This window comes from Sphingobium sp. FG11 (assembly GCF_057809915.1).
In genome coordinates this window covers 72,607-90,323 of sequence record NZ_JBMDKW010000002.1, presented here as the reverse complement: position 1 = coordinate 90,323, position 17,717 = coordinate 72,607, and the positions used below count along the sequence as shown (strand labels likewise).

Genomic DNA, 17,717 nt, shown 5'->3' with positions numbered 1-17,717 from the left:
TCGCAAAAAACCCTCTTTTCCTGCCCGTCTGATGACAGCGAGCGATGGACCAGCGCGCGCAGGCTGGCTATGTGCGCTGTTCATCACAAAGGAAAGGCACCTCCATGAACAATAGTGATCTCGCCGAAAGCGTGGCCGCGACCGGCGGCATCTCCAAGGCCGACGCCCGTGCGATCGTCGATGGCGTGTTCGCCGCGATCGCCGACGCAGCCGCCAAGGGTGAAGAAATTTCGCTCAGCGGTTTCGGCAAGTTCAAGGTGAAGGACTCGCCCGCGCGCGAGGGCCGCAATCCCGCCACCGGCGCGACCATCCAGATCGCCGCGTCCAAGAAGCTGACCTTCACGCCTGCCAAGGCGGTCAAGGACCAGCTGAACGGCTGATCCAGCAGTTGCCGGAATAGCCAGTGAATCTGGACGACCAGTTCCACCGCTATTTCGGCGACGCTGATCTCGATGCCGTCTCGCCCGATGCGCTGGCGGCCGGCATCGAGCGCATGCGGGTCGACCTCGGTCTGGAAACGGATCGGGGTCGCCGCTTCGCTCTGTGGTCGTTGCTCTTTCTGCTGGGCGACGCTCCCGATCTCGACAAGACATTCGAGCACCCCGCCGATCGCGACGCGGCGCGCAACTTCATGGATCTGAGCGAGCAATAATCGCCGGCCGATCAGCCGCTCACCGCCCGCACGGGATGGAAAGCCTCACGCACGGCAAGATGCTCCGCCATGCTGGTCGCATCCATCGGGCGCCCGAACAACCAGCCTTGCAATCGCGTACAGCCCGCCTGTCGCATGACCATCGCCTGTCGCGGCGTCTCCACGCCTTCCGCCGTCACCGGCAACCGCAGCGCATCGCCGATCGCCACGATGGCGCGCGCCAGTTCCGATGCGCCGCTGTCCTCGTCGATCTGGGCGATAAAGCTGCGGTCGATCTTGATGCGGTCGAACGGCAGGCGTTGCAGATAGCCGATGCTGGCAAAGCCCGTCCCGAAATCGTCGAGCACGATGCGAATGCCGGTGGCCCGAAGCTGGTCCAGAATCGCGCCGGCCGCATCGGGACGGCGCAGCAGATAGCCTTCGGTGATTTCCAGTTCCAGCCGATGTGCCGGGAAGCCGGTCGCCTCCAGAACCTCCCGGATCGTATGGCAAAGCCCCCGGTCCCAGAATTGGGCGGGGGAGAGATTGACGGCGAGGTCGACGGTCCAGTCGCGCGCCTGTTCACAGGCCTGCGCCAGAACGTCGCGGCCCAGCGCGACGATCAGTCCGCTTTCCTCGGCAATCGAAATGAAGGTCTGGGGCGGGACCGCGCCATGATCGGGATGCGACCAGCGGGCCAGCGCCTCGACGCAGACGATCCGTTGCCGGCCTGCGTCGACGATCGGCTGGAACACGATGCCGATCTCGCGGCGCTCGATCGCCTGGCGTAGATCCTGCTCCATCCGTTTGCGCATCTCGCGACCAGCATCGAGCGCCGGGTCATAGGCGCGGGCGCAATTTTTCCCGCCCGCTTTGGCCGCGAACATGGCGACGTCGGCGCGGCGCAGCAGTTCCTCTGCGCTATCTCCGGTGGCGCTGGAGGCAATCCCGATGCTGATCCCCAGCGCCACGCGATAGCCGCCGACGATGAAGGGGGCCTCGAATTGCGCCAGGATGGATTGCGCGAGTTCCGTCGGGCCTTCCTCGGCGCCGTGCAACAGCACCGCAAACTCGTCGCCGCCGACCCGGGCAACCATATCGGCGCCGGGGCAGGCGCGATTCAGACGGCGGGTGACTTCCCGCAGCAACTCGTCGCCCGCGCCATGCCCATAGACATCATTGGTGTCCTTGAAGCCATCGAGGTCCATATAAAGCAGATGCTGCCGTCCCTCGGTCGCAAGGCAGGCGTGAAGATGGTCGAGCAGGGCGCGTCGATTGAACAGGCCGGTCAGCATATCCCGGCATGCGAGATGCTGGGCGCGGGTTTCGCTCAGGCGCAGCGCGTCGATGCCGCGCCTCGTCCGGCGAACGATGACGTTGCCGACAGCGAGCGCGCACAGGCCGATGAACAGAAAGGCGGGAAAAATCTTGTTGCGCAGCGCAAGGCCGGGCCGATTGGCGGTCCAGCCGATAGAGGCGACCGGGGCGTGTCCGGCCTCGCCCAAAGCCATGCTTTCGCCTGGATGCGATGTACCGTCTTTCAGAACATGGAGTAACGGCGTGCGGTTGTCGCGTGACAATGTCGCCAGATAGGCGGGGGTTACTTCGGCGGCGATCAGCATCGCGTGGCGACGGCCGGGCGGCAGGCTGACCTTGTGCGTGAGCGGGACGATCGCAGCGACCGCGAAGACATAGAGCTTGCCGCCAGCGCGGCTGAACCCGGTGCGAAAGCCGTTGGCCGGATGAACCGAATCCAGTTGGGCCAGTGCGCGACCAAAGGCCGGCCCGAGCGCCTGCTCGATACCGGGGGGCGTCCTGGTGCGAGCGCCACGTACAAAGGCGTAAAGGGGCCTGTCCGTGCCGTCCAGAACGATGACATGGCTGTATCCCTGACTCTTGCCGAGATAGGGTCCCAGATTATCGTCCGCCCAGTCGCTGTCGAACCGGCGCACGAGGTGGACGACCGCATCGTCCCACATCGCATAGTCGCGCAGATCGCGCAGCGTCATTTCCTTCGCCGTCCTGAACGCATTTTCAACCAACTGGCGTTCGCGGCCCTGCTCCATGCGGTCCTGCATGGCGGTGAGGTGGAAAAGCAGGGCGAACAGGCAGCCGAGGCTGAGTCCGACCAGCAGCAGAATAGGCCACAAATGCGGCAGCGGGAGATACCATGGCAGGCGCGCCAGCGCTGGGCCGGGACCAGCCGGATGGGTGCGGGAGCGCGCCAGGCGTTCGATCAGGCCGCGCATGATTGCGCCTTGCTGGTCGGGCAAGCCGGATGTGGGGCTATGTTGCCGCAGCCGTTCGGGCTGCGTCGCTCGCGCGGTGCGGCAAGTGCTTGCGTCTCAACCCCTTGATGCGGGCGCATTTTGCGGTCCGTTTTCATGCCGGGCCACGGTAGATTTCGAAAGTTAAGGGCCGGTGAAGGCGAACGCCGCGCCGAATGGGCCGGGTTCGCCTTCACCTGTTCTTTTTAATGCAGTCGACGCGGGACAGTCGCACCGGCGCGCAGCACCCGTTCCGCCATCACGCCGAACAGGACGCCGATCACGGCCCATAGCAGCGCCTGCATACCGATGGACGCGATACGGAATGTCCAGAGCAGAACGGCCGGGAAATCGCGCGGCACTTCATCAATGACCGGCAGGGCGAACCCCACCGCGACGATTATGGCGACGTAGAGCGCCGCACCCGCCAGCATCGCATCGAACGCGCCCAGCCGCCCGGCCAGTCCGCGCGCCGCCTTGACCGACAAAACCAGCGCCGCAAGTGACGTGCCGATCATCGCGAAGTAAACGAGCGTGCGAAATCCGACCGTCTCGTGCAGCCCGACGGCGGGCGGCGTCGGCGGATATTTGAGCGCCGGGACGAGGGCGACCGCGATAAATGCGCCAGTCGCCAGCAGCATGGCGAGCGCCCGCGGCCCGATCCGCCCGACCCGGCCATAGGCGGCCGCGAACACGAGCGAGAATAGCCCTCCGACGGCCGCGCCATAGAGAAGAACGGCGGTCAGCAGACCAAGGCCCTTTTGGGTCGCGCGGCTGACCAGTTCCGGCTCCGGCGCGGCGTTCATGGCATGGGCCATGGACGCATGGCCGGCTTCGAAAGCGATCGCCAGATCGACCTGGGGTTCAGCCACCAGACGCGCGAACAGCGTCGCGAGCACGGCAGCGATCACGCCGGCGATCATGCCGCGGATCAGAAGATTGCGCGCCACCGATCAGTGGCAGGGAAAGCCGAGCAGATGCCGCCCGTCATGCACGAATTCATGCACATACATGCCCTTGAACAGCGACATCGCGCCCTGTTCAGTGCTGACGAAATAGAGGAAGATCATCGCCAGGATCAGGCCGAAAACCGCCCAGGGGAGCAATTCGCGCAGCGGAATCGCTACGTCCTGCCCGACCGGAATGAAGGCATCGTCTGGGAATAGCGCGGCAATCGCCATGATTTCAGTCTCCTTGCGGGATGGGCGCGTCCCGTAGATGATCCGTGACGGAGGAAGGTCTGACTACATCCCCGCATCTCGACAAGGCGAGGGCGGGGACGATAACAGTGGCGCGACCGTGCCGGAATTACACCGGCTTCTTCCTCAGTCTGCCTCACCGCCCTACGCTGGAATGATGCGGGACGTCAACGATCTGGAGCACACATGGCGTTCGAGTTGATATTGCAATGCCATGGCGCGACCCGGATGATGCGGGAGGGCGGTTTCGCGGCGGACGACGAACCGCTCGATGCAGGCGGCGTCGCCAAGATCGGGGCGTTCGGCCCGCCCGCCACCGGATTGCGCTGCGTCGTCAGCCCGGCACTCGCGGCGCGACAAACGGCGCAGTTGTGGGATATTGCGGAAGAGGTCGATCCCGTCCTTCGCGATATCGATCATGGCGCATGGCGTGGCCGGACGCTGGCGGAGATCGACGCGGCCGATCCCGATGGGCTGCTCGCATGGATGGCGGACCCCGTGGCGGGCGCTCCCCATGGTGAATCGATGGATGCGGTGCGCGCCCGGATGGCGGACTGGCTGGCGCAAAGAGTCGCCCAGAACGAGTCATTATGGGCGATCACGCATCCGATGGTGATGCGCGCCGCGATCGCCGCCGCGATCGGCATGCCATTAGAGGCGAGCCTGCGCATCGACATTGCGCCGCTGGGCATCGTGCGGCTCGGCTGGAACAGGCTTTGGCGGCTTCAGGCGATCGGCCGGGCCTAGGCGGAGCCTGCCACCGCCAGCGATTCCCTGACTCGCGCAATCGCAAGGTCCAGCGGTGCCTCCTCGCCCAACAGGGCGAAGCTGCCGTTCAAGGCGAAAGTGCAATGACCATGGACGGTCGCCACCAATGAGCGGGCGAGGCGGGGGGCACGATCAATCGCCTCGGGCGGCAGAACGCCCGCCACTTCGCGCACTATGATGTCGGTGAGGGCGGCGCGTCGTTGCGCCAGCGCTTCGGGCATCGCCATGCCGGACGGGAGGCGGTGATCGTAGATCGCGGTCCAGAGATTCATATGTTCGCCAGCGAAACTGAAATAGCCTTCGACCAACGCCCCGATCCGGTCATTGGGGGCGGATGCCAGCCTGTCTTCGAGATGCGCGGACCATTGATCGAAGGTTCGGGTGTTGATCGCCGCGATCAATAGATCGTAGCTGCCAAAGACATTGTAGAGCGTGCCGACCGCGTAACCGATCCGCTTGGCCACTTCGCGCGCCGAAAAGCGGGCAAAGCCGACTTCCGCCATATGGGCGTGGCCCTCTCCGAGGATTAACGCCTCCAGCTCGCTGCGGCTATGGTCCGATCGTCTGCCCATGGAGGATGTTTAAAAGTTTAATTGAACACTGTCCAATATTTCAATTGACCAGTGTTCAATTTAGACTTAGCTCGGTGGGCGATTAACGAACTGGCCATCATTACCGGCTAGCGCTCTTGGTCCACGGGGGTTTTGTCTATGTCTGCACCAGATCTGTCGTTGCTCGGCAAGCGCCGCTTCGCCCCCTTGTTCGTCGTTCAGTTTCTGGGGGCGTTCAACGATAATCTGTTGAAATTCGCCCTGCTGTTTCTGGCGAATTTCGGGCTGTTTCGTGCCGAGCCTGACAAGGCGGAGTTATTGGCGACGATCGCGACGGGCCTGTTCATCCTGCCCTATTTCCTGTTTTCCGCGATCGCCGGACAGATAGCCGACGCCTGGGACAAGGCAAAGCTGGTGCGCGCGGTAAAAGCGGCCGAAGTCGTCATCATGACGCTGGCGCTGATCGGCTTCTGGTCGCAATCGGTGCCGCTGTTGCTGGGGTGCCTGTTCCTTATGGGCCTGCATTCGACCCTGTTCGGCCCGGTCAAATTCTCGATCCTGCCCCAGCATCTGGGGCCGCAGGAAATGATGGGCGGCACCGGCCTTATCGAAGCGGGCACCTTCCTCGCGATCCTGGGCGGTCAGTTGCTGGCGGGCGTGATCCCTGCTGAGACGGCTGGCCTCGCCGCTGTCGGCATCGCCATCTTCGGCTTTCTCGCCAGCCTCGCCGTCCCGCCAGCGCCGCCGGTGGCGCAGGGTCTGCATATCGACCGCAATATCTTCCGCAGCACATGGCGCATCCTCAAGGCTGCCCGCCATGGCCGTGGGGTATGGCTGTCGATCTTGGGCATCAGCTGGTTTTTCGCGGTCGGCGCGGTGCTCCTGTCCGAATTCGCGCCTTTGGTCAGCGGTGTACTGCAAGCCAGACAAGAAGTTGCGACCCTGTTCCTGCTGGTCTTTTCGCTCAGCGTCGCGGCCGGATCGCTGCTGGTGAACCGCCTGCTCGGCGGCGAAGTGTCGGCGCGCTATGTGCCGATATCGGCTCTCGCGCTGGCCGGTTGCATGATCGACCTGTGGCTGTCCACGACCGCTTACGCCCCCACCGCCGCAGATGTCGGAATCGCCGCGTTCGTCGCATCGCCGGGAAGCTGGCGGATCCTCGTCGACCTGTTCGGCATCGCCTTTGCCGGTGGCATGTTCATCGTGCCGCTCTACGCCATCCTTCAAACCCACGCCCCGCGCGAGGAGCGCTCGCGCACGATCGCGGCCAACAATATCGTCAATGCCGCGGTTAGCGTCGTGGTCGTTCTGGCGGTCACGACGATGCTGGCACGCGGCGAGGCCGTGCCCGGAATCATCGGCGCGATGGGCTTTGCGACGCTGACCATCGCGCTCATCTCCTGCTGGCTGCTGCCCGAGACAGTGATCAAGGCGCTTTTCCGGGGCGCATTGCGGCTATTCTATCGCGTCGAGGTCTCGGGCGCGGAGAATATGCCGCAGCCGGGCACGCCCGCGGTTGTGGTGGTAAATCATGTGTCCTTCCTGGATGGGCTGCTGTTGGCGGCGTTCCTGCCGGGCAAGCCGACCTTCGCGGTTCATACCCACATCGCCAAAGCCTGGTGGATCAAGCCGTTCCTGGCGCTGTTCGATGCCTTCCCGGTCGATCCCACCAATCCGATGGCCGCCAAGGCGATGGTGAAGGCGGTACGCGAGGGACGTACGCTCGTCATCTTTCCCGAAGGCCGCATTACCGTAACCGGCGCGTTGATGAAGATATTCGACGGGCCGGGCATGGTGGCTGACAAGGCCGACGCGCCGATCATTCCGGTGCGCATCGATGGCGCGCAATATACGCCCTTTTCGCGGCTGCGCGGCCGGGTGCGGCTGCGCCATTTTCCCAAGATCCGCCTGACCGTGCTGCCGCCGCGCCGCTTCGCGATCGAGGGCGAGATGACGGCGCGCGCCCGCCGGGCCATCGCCGGCCGCCGCCTGTATGACGAGATGAGCGCAATGATCTTCGCCACCTCGCGCACCGACGAGACATTGTTCGAGGCGCTGCTGGAGGCGCGGCACATTCACGGCGCCAAGGCCGCAGTCATCGAGGACGTCAAGCGCGCGCCGATGTCTTATGGCAGACTGGTGATCGGCAGCCTCGCGCTGGGTCGCCCGCTCGCCGCCGCGACGGCGCAGGGTGAGGCGGTTGGCGTGCTGCTGCCCAACGTGTCGGCCGTCGTCGCCACATTCTTCGCGTTGCAGGCGCATGGCCGTGTGCCGGCGATGCTCAACTATACCGCCGGTCTGACCAACCTGAAGGCGGCCTGCACCGCCGCCGCTATCCGCACCATCGTGACTGCCCGCGCCTTCGTCGCCCAGGCGAAGCTGGGCGAGGTCGTCGCGGCGCTGGAGGCGGAGGGGATCACAATCCTGTGGCTGGAGGATATCGGCGCTTCGGTTGGCCCCGCCGCCAAAGCCCGCGCGCTTATCGCCAGTCGCTTTGCCGGGCGCAGCCACAAGCGTCTGAGAATAGCGCCCGATGCACCCGCCGTCATCCTGTTCACCAGCGGCTCCGAAGGTCTGCCCAAGGCCGTCGTGCTGACGCATCGCAACCTCCTGTCCAATTGCCGCCAGCTCGCTGCGCGGATCGACTTCAACGCCGCCGACACAGTGCTCAACGCACTGCCGGTGTTTCACAGTTTCGGGCTGACCGGGGGTACGCTGTTGCCGATCCTGCATGGGGTGAAGACGCTGCTCTATCCCAGCCCGCTTCATTACCGGATCGTCCCTGCGCTAGCCTATGACAGCAATGCGACGATCCTGTTCGGCACCGATACGTTCCTGTCCGGCTATGCGCGGATGGCGCATGGCTATGACTTTTATTCGCTACGCTATATCTTCGCGGGCGCCGAGAGGGTGCGCGACGAGACGCGCAAGGCCTATGCGGAGAAATTCGGCCTGCGCATATTGGAGGGCTATGGCGCGACCGAGGCCGGGCCGGTGATCGCGGTGAATACGCCGATGCATTTTCGCGCCGGCACCGTTGGCCGGTTGCTGCCAGGGATCGAGCCGCTGCTGGAGGATGTGCCCGGCATTACCGAGGGCGGACGCCTGTCGATCCGGGGTCCCAACATCATGGCGGGCTATATGAAGGTCGATGCGCCGGGCGTGCTGCAGCCGCCCGCTCAAGGGTGGCACGATACCGGCGACATCGTCACCATCGACGAGGATGGCTTCGTCACGATCCGGGGTCGCGCCAAGCGCTTCGCCAAGATCGGTGGCGAGATGATCTCGCTGCCTGCGGTGGAGGGCTATGCCGCCGCGCTGTGGCCCGAGGCCGAACATGCCGTCGTCACGCGCCCGGACCCGCGCAAGGGCGAGCAACTGGTCCTTTTCACCACATGCCGGGAAGCCAGGGCGGCCGACCTGCAAGGCTGGGGGCGGGCGAATGGCGTCACCGAACTCGCCATCCCGCGCGATATCCGGTTAGTGGACGCGCTGCCCGTGCTGGGCACCGGCAAGCTCGACTATGTGACGATGGGTGGACTCGCGAGCGCCAATTCATAGGCAGCGACATGCAGGCGCGCGACCTGCGCCCGCTCATTGGTTGATGCTACACGCCCAAAGGGCACGGGCCTTTGGGTTTGGCGCCGGCTTCTCTATAGGGTCGGCTCCAGTTCCAGGATCGAGGCGAGAAACCGGCGCGTGACAGTTGCAGATGGCATGGCGATCGGGGTGGCGATCCATGATTTCTCGCTGGGCGGGACGGAGCGGGTTGCGCTGCGTCTGGCGCGGGCCTGGTCGGAAAAGGGCGCGCGGGTGACGCTGTTTTGCGGCGACGGATCAGGGCCGCTCGCCGACCTTGCCGGCTCCCGTGTTGAAATCGTCCAGGCCTCGCCGCCGATCATGCGGGCGCGGGGTAGCCGGCGGCGGCTGGGTCGGTGGATCGCGCGCGATCTGAAAAACCATCCCGTGGATATTGTGTTCGTGCCCGGCAATTATCACTGGCCGGTCATCGCGCCGGTCGCCAGACTGGGTAAGGCCGCCCCGCATCAGGTGGCGCAGATCAGCGCCGCATTGCGCAAACCGCAGCGCGGATGGCTGCGTCAGTGGCTGTTCGATCTCCAGATGGCGCGATTGCTCCGCCGTGCCGACGCGCTGGTCGCGATGACCGATGATGTGGCGACGCAGGCAAAGGCCGTAGTGCGCGGCCCGCTGGTCACGACCATCCCAACCCCCGCACTGGATAGTGCCCCCTGTCCGCCCGTCCCGCCGCCCACAGGCGACAGGACCATCGTCGCGGTCGGGCGGTTGGTGCCTGAAAAGGGTTTTGGCGATCTGATCGAGGCCTTTGCCCGGATCACGACCCGCAATGTGCGGCTCGTCATCGTAGGCGAAGGTCCCGATGAAGCGCGTTTGCGCGGCCGCATCGCGGCGCTCGACCTCGACAATCGCGTGGCGTTGCCGGGCTATGTGGCGGACAGCAGACCCTGGCTCGACGCGGCGAACCTGTTCGTGCTGTCGTCCTGGTTCGAAGGATTCCCCGCCGTTCTGGTGGAAGCGCTGGCCGCTGGCCGCCCGGTGATCGCGACCGGCTGCACGCCCGCGACGGCGCTGCTCGATCGATTGGAGGGCGCTGGCATGGTGGTGCCGATCCGCGCGCCACAGGCGCTGGCAGAGGCGATCGACATCATGCTGGCCAAGTCAGCGCCGGAGCCGCAAGCGCTTGCTGATCTGGTGGCGGGGCATCGTATTGACGCGGTGGCGGACGCCTATCTCGCCTTATTCGGTCAATTGCTGGCCGGTACGGTCAGCGGCCAGCGCGCGCGGCCCTGACCAGCTTTCCGGCTTCGCGCCGCAGTTCGATCGAAAGCCCGTGCAGCGACAATTCGGTTCGCTTCATGTCGATCAGCGTCACCGGACCGGCTGCGGTCAGTGTGTGCAGCCCCTCGACATAAGGCGCGGCGCTGGCGGGCGGCGTGAGGGACGGGCCAACCTCCGCCACGAAAACGTCGGGCGTCAGCCGGTCGATTCGCAGCGGGCGGATCGCGCCTCCATAAGTGCGGCTGCAATCCTGCACCGGCAGGATAATCCGTCCGTCGATGATGCAGGGGGTCCCGCCCGGCCGGGCGCTCGCCCGGTCCATTCGCACCGGATTGCCGGAATGCGGCGTCCACGGCCCCGTCAGCGATTTAGCCCAGGCGACGTGCAACGCCTCCATCTTGTGCGCTTCCTGACTGGCGGAGGTATAGAAGAGCCACCATAGCCCGTCATGAAAAATGGGCGAGGCGTCGACCGCAACATGATCCAGCGCGATGCGTGCCGCCGCCTCCCAGCGATAGGGATAATCGACTGCGCGATAGAGAGTCAGGCCACCGGACCTGTGCGCTTCGGGCAGCATCCATGTTTCGCCTTCGCCTTCAAAAATGAAGGGGTAGGACAGATGCCACGGCTCGTTCAGCACGGGTCCGCGCTCCAGCAACCGGCCTTCGCTGTCATAGATCAGCACCTCGATCGCACCGACACGAAGCCGATAATCATAGGTTTCGACAAAGACGTGCAGCTTGCCGTCGCGCCAGTGGCCGAACGGATCGGCCAGGAAGCAGAAGGACGGCATGGGCGGCAGCCAGCGCAGCGGGAAGGCATCGATCGATCCGCGCGCCCAGATCGCCTCGATCGGCGCATCGACGATCGCCGGGCGCCAGATATCCTTTCGTAAACCCATGGCGGGTCTATGCGGCGATCAGGCGCTGCGACGCAAGGGGGCGATGTCGGGCGTGGCGATCGGTTCGATGCGGCGGGACCCGATGACGCTCAGGATCGCGCGCGCCGCGCGGTCGGCGGATGGCTCGCCGGTCAGGGTAAAGCTGCGTTCGAACATGTCACGCTGGATCGGACGGTAGCGTTCATGGCGCTCTCCTGCCCGATCCAGCGCCTCCCCCAAAGCCGTCGGATCGCTGATGACATCGCCCGCCTGCCAATGGCCGAAATTCGCGTCGGCGCGCCAGTCGGTATCATGGCTGTCGAGGAAAATGCACGGGCGCGGTTGCCGGAGAAATTCGTAGATCTGGCTCGACACGTCGCCCAGATAGATGTCGGCCGCATTGGTATAACTCATGTCGGTCGACCGGCGGCTGCCCAGATCGACATGGATGTTGGGCGCGTCCAGAAACCGCTGCTCGATCTTGCCGACGCGCGAAATGCGCAGCCGGTCGATCGTCACCACGAAGCGCCGATGGAACAGCATGACATGCGGTGCGAAGATCAGGTTGTAGCGGCGATTTTGCAGGAAATGCTCCAGCACCGCCTGCCCGTCCTGATACCAGGATGACAGATGCGGTGAGGGATGCGGATTATAGAGCACCGTCGGCAGCGATGGTTCGGCAAAGGGCGGAACCCATTCGGTTTCCGGCGAGAGATCGAATTTGGGATAGCCCACGATGCTCATCCGGTCGGCCGGGATGCCCGCCTCGGTCTCCAGCCGCTCGCGGATCTTGGGGCCGGATACCAGTACATGATCGAACCCCCGGCTCGCCTTGTCGAAGCCGATCGCCCGGTCGCCAGCGCCATGCCGGGTGTGGATGATGGTCAGCCCGTGCAGCCCGTAACGGGTCTTGAGGATCAGCGACGTCTTTTCCGCGACGACCAGCAGGTCGAGGCTGGCGAAGAAATCCAGATTGTCGCGGTAAATGGCGATCTTCGTGACCGGCAGGACTGCTTCCAGATGGCGAGCGGCGAAGCGCGAAAAACGGCCGCTGAGGCCGAGTTGCACCATGGGAACGGTCATCCCCGCTTGTCCTGCGATCCGTTGGACTTCCGCCGTCAGCTGCGCATTGGTGGTGGCGACGACGACCTCGACACCGGGATGGTCGCGCAGCAAGGCAAGGGCGATCGGAAGGGAATGGGCGACCTGATGAATCTGGTCGTGGTTGAACAGGAAGCCGATCCTCATATAGGCCAGACGAAGTCGCCAGCCCGAAGCCACAGTTGGCACCGAAAAATTTTTAGCGATTTGCGGAACTTTATCGTTCAGAAAGAGTCTAATGCCGCCGGACTTGCCATCATTGCCTTCAGGCCCGCTGTCGCCGGTCCATTTGTCTGAGGGGGTGGGAAGCTCCAATAAGGTCGCGCATTCGGGTTTTCGCCACATTATGGGCAACCTCGGACATTTGCTCGCGGGCAAGGCGGGTGCCGGTCTTATCAGTCTCGTCTATCTGCTGATCGTCACGCATTCACTCGGCGCGCGGGGTTACGGCCTGATCGTGCTGCTGAATGGCAGCGTCGTTTTCGTGGGCAGCGTCGTGGCATTTTCGGGATTCCATGGCGTGGTGCGCTATGGCGCGCTGGCGCTGGAGGAACAGGACCGGCCCGGTTTCGCCGCAGTCGCCCGGTTCATGACGGTGATCGAACTGATGTTCGGCCTGATCGCCATCGCCGTTGCAGCAGGCGTGATCGCCCTGCTGTTGCCGCGCTTTGGCTGGCCACAGGACCTGACGGGACTGGCGCTTCTTTATAGCCTTGCCGTTGTCGGCACTGTGCGCGCAACGCCGCAAGGGATTCTGCAAGTGGCGGGGCGGTTCGATCTGATCGGGCTGCACCAGCTGGCATCCCCCCTGGTCCGGCTGGGCGGCGCGCTGCTGATATGGGCGACGGGCGGCGGGCTGGCGGGGTTCGTCTGGGCGTGGCTGCTGTCGTCGGTGGCCGAAGGCGTGGTGATGTGGCTGCTGGCCATCCCGACCTGGCGGGCGCTTGCTCATGGCGAAAATTTCAGGGGACCCTGGCGGCATGTGCCAAGGCGCGCGCCCGGTTTCATGCGGTTCATCGTCAGCACCAATCTCGACATCACGGTCAGGGAGCTTGCGCCCAATCTTGCGCCGCTGACCATCGGCTGGTTTCTGGGACCGGCCGCCGCCGGCCTTTATGCCCTGACCCAGCGCGCCAGTGCGATCCTGGCGCAGCCGGCGCAGGCGCTGGGACAGGCGAGCTATGCCGTGCTGGCGCGACAGGCGGCGGCGCGATCCTTTGTTCAGCTCAGCCAGTCGGTGTGGAAGAGCGTCGGCGTGTCGATGCTGGTGGGCGTACCCATCATCGCGCTGTTCGCGCTGTTCGGCCGTCAAATATTGGGATGGCTGGGCGGTGGCAGCTTTGAGGATGGAGCCGCGCTGCTGGTGCTGATCGGGCTCGCGCGGCTTGGCACGCTGGTCGCCGCGCCGCTGGCGTCGGGCCTGACCGCGCTCGGTCATCCGCAGCGGTCGATGACCATTTCGCTGGCGACGAATTTCGGCCTTTATCCGCTATTGCCGGTCCTGCTGTGGATGGTGGGCCAAAATGGCGCCGGATGGCACGCGCTGCTGCAAAATGGCGTTGCCCTGGTGGCGCTGGCGATCAGCTTCCGGCGCATGGTATATAGGCAGTTGTGATGGAAAGCGGCCTGCGAGCGATCTTTCTGGCCGAGCGCGCCATGCTCCTGCGCCTTCTGGTCGCCCGGCTGGGCAGCGCGGCGGAAGCGGAGGACGCCTTGCAGGATATGTGGATCAAGCTGGCGCGACCGCCCGGCGGGCCGGTGGCCCAGCCCGCCGCCTATCTTTACAGCATGGCGGCCAATCTGGCGTCGGATCGTCTCCGTCAGGCGGCGCGCCGGATCGTGCGCGACAGCGATTGGGCGGATGTTCAGTCCGGCGCACAGGAACAGCCGCTCACCGACCGGGCGCTGCTGGCCCGCGAACGGCTGTGCCATGTCGAGGCGGCGCTGGCATCCATGCCGGAACGGATGAGCCGGGCGTTTCGCATGTTCCGGTTCGACGAGCGTCCGCGCAAGGAGATTGCGCAGGAACTGGGCATCAGCGTGAGCGGCGTGGAGAAGCTGCTGGAACGCGCCTATCGCCATATTCACGACAGCGGGCGGAAATTTGATGTGGATAGTCCGGCGGCGCGGCGTCTGTATCAGGAAAGGGACAGCACGCCATGACCGGGCCACCGGGCGATATTATCGATCAGGCCATCGCCTGGCATTTGCGCCGGAGCGAGCTGACGGCTGATGACTGGCGCGCTTTCACGATCTGGATGGAGGAGTCGCCGGAGCATGCGGATGCCTTCGACCGGATCGCGCTCGATGACAGCCTGCTCGATATCTCATTTGCGCGCGATATCGGCCAGCCTGTGCCGGCCCGCGACATCAGAGCCGCGTCGCCGTTGCGTCGGCGATGGCCGTGGGCGGTCGCCGGCGGGGGCCTTGCGGCCGGGCTGGTGCTGGCGATCATGCCGGTCGGCTTCCGCGGCGATCCCGCCTATGAGGTGAACACCAGGCCCGGCGAGCAAAAGACGGTGGCGCTGGGCGATGGTACGCGCATCGAAATGAGCGGCGGCACGCGGCTGGCGCTGCGCCGTGACGACATGCGTTTCGCCGAACTCAAAAGCGGGGAGGCCATCTTCCATGTGCGGCATGACGAACAAAATCCGTTCACACTGCATTCGGGTGGGCTGACAATCCGCGATCTGGGCACGGTCTTCAATGTCGCGCGAGAGGGCGCTCAAATGGGCGTGCAGGTGGCGGAAGGGGCCGTGATGTTCCAGCCCGATGCCGAAGCCGTCGTGCTCAAGCCCGGCAGCACCCTGTCAACCAGGGAAGGGGGCGACCAGATCCTGATCGGGCGAGTCGACCCGGCGATGGTCGGCGGGTGGCGCCATGGCCGACTGGCCTTCAGCGGGACGGCGCTCGGCGATGTCATAAAAGCGGTGCGCCGTCAGTCGGGGATGCGGATCGATCTTGATTTGCCGCTGGCGTCCCGACCCTTTACAGGCACGATCCGCTTGACCGGATCGGCGGAAAAGGATGTGTCCCATATAGCGGCGCTGATCGGGGTGAGTGCGCGGCGTAGCAGGGAGGGGTGGGCGTTTGAACTGGTCGGGCATAACACGCCCTAGCGTCTGGCTTTTCGCCGTCCTTCCGTTCGCCATCCTGTGGCAGCCCGCCGCCTGCGCGCGGGATCTGGCGTTGGCAATCCCGCCTTCTACTCTCGATGTTGCGCTGATGCGGCTGGCCCAGCAAAGCGGTGTCGATATCGCCAGCATGGAGCCGGGTCTCGATCGCGTCCCCGTGCGTGGCGTCTATGGCCGACTCTCGACGAGAAAAGCGCTGGATCGCCTGCTGTCTGGCCTGCCGTTCATGGTCAGGCAACTCGATGGCGCCAGCTTTCGCATCGTCCGCCGCACCTTGCCGCCATCGGTCCCGCGGCCGGCGAAGGCCAGGCCGCCCCAACCACAGATCGATTCGACGTCGGACATCATCGTCACCGCGAGCAAGCGGGATTCGACGCTGCTGCGCCTGCCCAGCACCGTCACTTTCATTGATGCCGGCACGATCAGCGACAGTGGCGCAACACAGGCGCGGTCGCTGAGCGATATCGCGGGCGCGATGCCTATCCTTCAGAATACGGAACTGGGGCCGGGGCGGAACAAGATCTTCATTCGCGGCATTGCCGACAGCAGCTTCAACGGGCCGACCCAGTCGGTATCGAGCGTCTATTTCGGCGATATTCAAGTGGGTTATAGCGGCGCCGACCCGGATTTGCGCCTGTATGACGTGGCCAGGGTCGAGATATTGGAGGGGCCGCAGGGCACGCTCTATGGCGCGGGCGCGATCGGCGGCATCATCCGGGTCACGCCGAACCCGGTCGACCTGTCGCGCAATACCGGCATGGCGGCGGGCGGCGTGACGCTCAGCGACGCACGGCTGGGCTATGACGGTAACGCCATGCTGAATCTGGTTTTGAAGCCCGATGAGGTCGGCCTGCGGGCGGTGGCTTATGCGTTGCGTTCGCCCGGTTATATTGACGATCAGGCGCGCGGCCTTTCCGATGTCAACAGCGTGCGCACGGTCGGCGGCAGGATCGCCCTCGCACTGGAACCGGGCGATGGCTGGTCGGTCGAACTGGGCGCATTGTTCCAGAAAATCAACGCCGCCGACGCGCAATATGCCGATGGCAGTGGCGACCTGATCCGCAAATCCGCGATCGCCCAGCCATTTCGCAATGATATCGTGTTGGGGCGGGTAGTCGTGAACAGGCAATGGGACAGCGGCCTGCGGCTTACGTCCTCGACCGGGCTGGTCGATTATGGCTCGCGCGACATATTCGATGCGACCCGCAATGCCGCGTCTGTAGGGCCGACCATCTATAAAAACGCGACGAACAACGAGTTTTTCTCGCACGAGACGCGGATTTTCAGGACCTTGCCCAATGGCAGTAGCTGGTTGATCGGGGCTGCTTTCCTGCGCGATCTGGACCGGCAGCAGCGCGCGCTGGGGCCCGCGAGCGATCCGGTCGATATCATCGGTGTAACCAACCGGACGCTGAGCCTGTCGGGGTTCACGGAAGGAACCCTGGCGCTCAATCGCGCCCTGTCCATCACTGCGGGTGGCCGCCTGAGCTGGACGCGAATGGATGGCGAGCCTTCGGCAGTCCCCCGTGGCGCCGCGCTCGTGCGGGGGAAGGCGACCCTGCGCCTTGATCCCACGATCGCGGCGTCATGGGCTGTCGCTCCGCATATGGCGCTCTATGCCCGCTATCAGTCGGGCTTTCGCACCGGCGGAATCGCGGTGGCGCGAGGGGTCGGACGGGTTACCGATTTCGAATCCGATTCCATCCGGGTCGTCGAAGCGGGCCTGCGGCTGCAACCGGACAACCCGCGTGCGCCGTCATTGTCCACCGGCATGTCGCTGGCGCGCTGGCGGGCCATCCAGGCCGATCTGGTCGACCGGCGGGGGTTGCCCTATACCGCCAATATCGGGAACGCCCATATCGTGGCCCTGGAGGGCAATGCGCACTGGTCGCCGCTGAACGGACTGGATGGCGCGCTTGCCGCCCTCTACACGTTCAACAAAGCCACCGGACCGCTCGCCGATTCCTCGCTGCGGGAAAATCGCAGGCTGCCCGACACGCCCGCTTTGTCCGCCTCCGCCAGTCTCAGCTATCGCTGGAAGGGCGGCGACAGCGATCAGTTCCTCGTCACCGGCAATGCCCAATATGTGGGCCGGTCAGTGCTCGGCACAGGCGATTATTTCGACATCAGTCAGGGACGCTATGCGGTTGCGGGCCTGTCCGGCAGTTGGACCCACAAACAGTATATGGCGTCGCTGTCGGTCGACAATATCACCAACCGCAAGGATAATCGCTTTTCGCTCGGTAATCCGTTTATGCTGGCGACGCGAAGCCAGGCCACACCCCTTGCGCCCCTGCGCGCGCGCTTGGGCCTGTCGGTCGTCTGGTGAGCGGAACCATTAACCATCTTTTATCGGCTGCTTGTTTAG

The 17,717-nt window shown here is 64.8% G+C and carries 15 protein-coding genes; 9 read left to right on the top strand and 6 right to left on the bottom strand.

Annotated features, from left to right (window positions below; genetic code table 11):
* The first annotated feature begins 104 nt into the window (after positions 1 to 104).
* A complete protein-coding gene (locus ACODSN_RS02010; RefSeq protein WP_489052751.1) occupies positions 105 to 380 on the top strand; it encodes an HU family DNA-binding protein in 276 nt (91 codons plus the stop codon).
* Positions 381 to 403: 23 nt separating this feature from the next.
* On the top strand, positions 404 to 652 hold the full coding sequence (locus ACODSN_RS02005) for a hypothetical protein (RefSeq protein WP_489052750.1): 249 nt from the start codon (positions 404 to 406) through the stop codon (positions 650 to 652).
* Between the two features lie 11 nt (positions 653 to 663).
* On the opposite strand, the gene ACODSN_RS02000 is transcribed toward ACODSN_RS02005, so the two are convergent.
* The 3 genes from ACODSN_RS02000 to ACODSN_RS01990 form a co-directional block, all read right to left on the bottom strand.
* Complete coding sequence (locus tag ACODSN_RS02000) at positions 664 to 2,880, bottom strand: putative bifunctional diguanylate cyclase/phosphodiesterase (RefSeq protein WP_489052748.1); 2,217 nt, start codon at positions 2,878 to 2,880, stop codon at positions 664 to 666.
* A 224-nt stretch (positions 2,881 to 3,104) separates the two neighbouring features.
* Positions 3,105 to 3,848 (bottom strand): CbtA family protein, encoded by a 744-nt coding sequence (locus ACODSN_RS01995; protein ID WP_489052747.1) that lies wholly within the window; start codon positions 3,846 to 3,848, stop codon positions 3,105 to 3,107.
* Positions 3,849 to 3,851: 3 nt separating this feature from the next.
* Positions 3,852 to 4,079 carry a CbtB domain-containing protein gene (locus tag ACODSN_RS01990; RefSeq protein WP_489052746.1) on the bottom strand — a complete coding sequence of 76 codons (228 nt, stop codon included), beginning with the start codon at positions 4,077 to 4,079 and terminating at the stop codon, positions 3,852 to 3,854.
* Between the two features lie 204 nt (positions 4,080 to 4,283).
* Here ACODSN_RS01990 and ACODSN_RS01985 point away from each other — a divergent pair, with 204 nt between their 5' ends.
* Positions 4,284 to 4,844: a histidine phosphatase family protein gene (locus ACODSN_RS01985; RefSeq protein ID WP_489052744.1), complete on the top strand. Its 561-nt coding sequence runs from the start codon at positions 4,284 to 4,286 to the stop codon at positions 4,842 to 4,844.
* Here ACODSN_RS01985 and ACODSN_RS01980 read toward each other — a convergent pair.
* Positions 4,841 to 5,437: a TetR/AcrR family transcriptional regulator gene (locus tag ACODSN_RS01980; RefSeq protein ID WP_489052742.1), complete on the bottom strand. Its 597-nt coding sequence runs from the start codon at positions 5,435 to 5,437 to the stop codon at positions 4,841 to 4,843. The two genes, ACODSN_RS01985 and ACODSN_RS01980, sit on opposite strands and share 4 nt — an antisense overlap.
* 138 nt (positions 5,438 to 5,575) lie before the next feature.
* On the opposite strand from ACODSN_RS01980, the gene ACODSN_RS01975 reads away from it, so the two are divergent.
* Both ACODSN_RS01975 and ACODSN_RS01970 read left to right on the top strand, forming a co-directional pair.
* The gene (locus ACODSN_RS01975; RefSeq protein ID WP_489052741.1) at positions 5,576 to 8,977 is read left to right on the top strand and encodes an acyl-[ACP]--phospholipid O-acyltransferase; all 3,402 of its coding nucleotides are present in this window, start codon (positions 5,576 to 5,578) and stop codon (positions 8,975 to 8,977) included.
* A 138-nt stretch (positions 8,978 to 9,115) separates the two neighbouring features.
* Complete coding sequence (locus tag ACODSN_RS01970; RefSeq protein ID WP_489052739.1) at positions 9,116 to 10,246, top strand: glycosyltransferase; 1,131 nt, start codon at positions 9,116 to 9,118, stop codon at positions 10,244 to 10,246.
* Here the strand turns inward: ACODSN_RS01970 and ACODSN_RS01965 are convergent.
* On the bottom strand, positions 10,221 to 11,135 hold the full coding sequence (locus tag ACODSN_RS01965) for a glucosamine inositolphosphorylceramide transferase family protein (protein WP_489052737.1): 915 nt from the start codon (positions 11,133 to 11,135) through the stop codon (positions 10,221 to 10,223). The genes ACODSN_RS01970 and ACODSN_RS01965 overlap by 26 nt on opposite strands.
* Before the next feature lie 18 nt (positions 11,136 to 11,153).
* Positions 11,154 to 12,362, bottom strand: coding sequence for a hypothetical protein (locus ACODSN_RS01960; protein WP_489053029.1), 1,209 nt, complete (start codon positions 12,360 to 12,362; stop codon positions 11,154 to 11,156).
* 199 nt (positions 12,363 to 12,561) lie between these two features.
* On the opposite strand from ACODSN_RS01960, the gene ACODSN_RS01955 reads away from it, so the two are divergent.
* The 4 genes from ACODSN_RS01955 to ACODSN_RS01940 are packed head-to-tail and all read left to right on the top strand — an operon-like array spanning position 12,562 to position 17,678.
* Positions 12,562 to 13,830, top strand: a complete 1,269-nt coding sequence (locus tag ACODSN_RS01955) for a lipopolysaccharide biosynthesis protein (RefSeq protein WP_489052736.1) — start codon at positions 12,562 to 12,564, stop codon at positions 13,828 to 13,830.
* Complete coding sequence (locus ACODSN_RS01950) at positions 13,830 to 14,378, top strand: RNA polymerase sigma factor (RefSeq protein WP_489052735.1); 549 nt, start codon at positions 13,830 to 13,832, stop codon at positions 14,376 to 14,378. The genes ACODSN_RS01955 and ACODSN_RS01950 overlap by 1 nt, the downstream gene beginning before the upstream one ends.
* Positions 14,375 to 15,334 carry a FecR family protein gene (locus tag ACODSN_RS01945; RefSeq protein ID WP_489052733.1) on the top strand — a complete coding sequence of 320 codons (960 nt, stop codon included), beginning with the start codon at positions 14,375 to 14,377 and terminating at the stop codon, positions 15,332 to 15,334. The genes ACODSN_RS01950 and ACODSN_RS01945 overlap by 4 nt, the downstream gene beginning before the upstream one ends.
* Positions 15,306 to 17,678, top strand: coding sequence for a TonB-dependent receptor (locus ACODSN_RS01940; protein WP_489052731.1), 2,373 nt, complete (start codon positions 15,306 to 15,308; stop codon positions 17,676 to 17,678). Before ACODSN_RS01945 ends, ACODSN_RS01940 begins: the two co-directional genes overlap by 29 nt.
* The last annotated feature ends 39 nt before the right edge of the window (positions 17,679 to 17,717 follow it).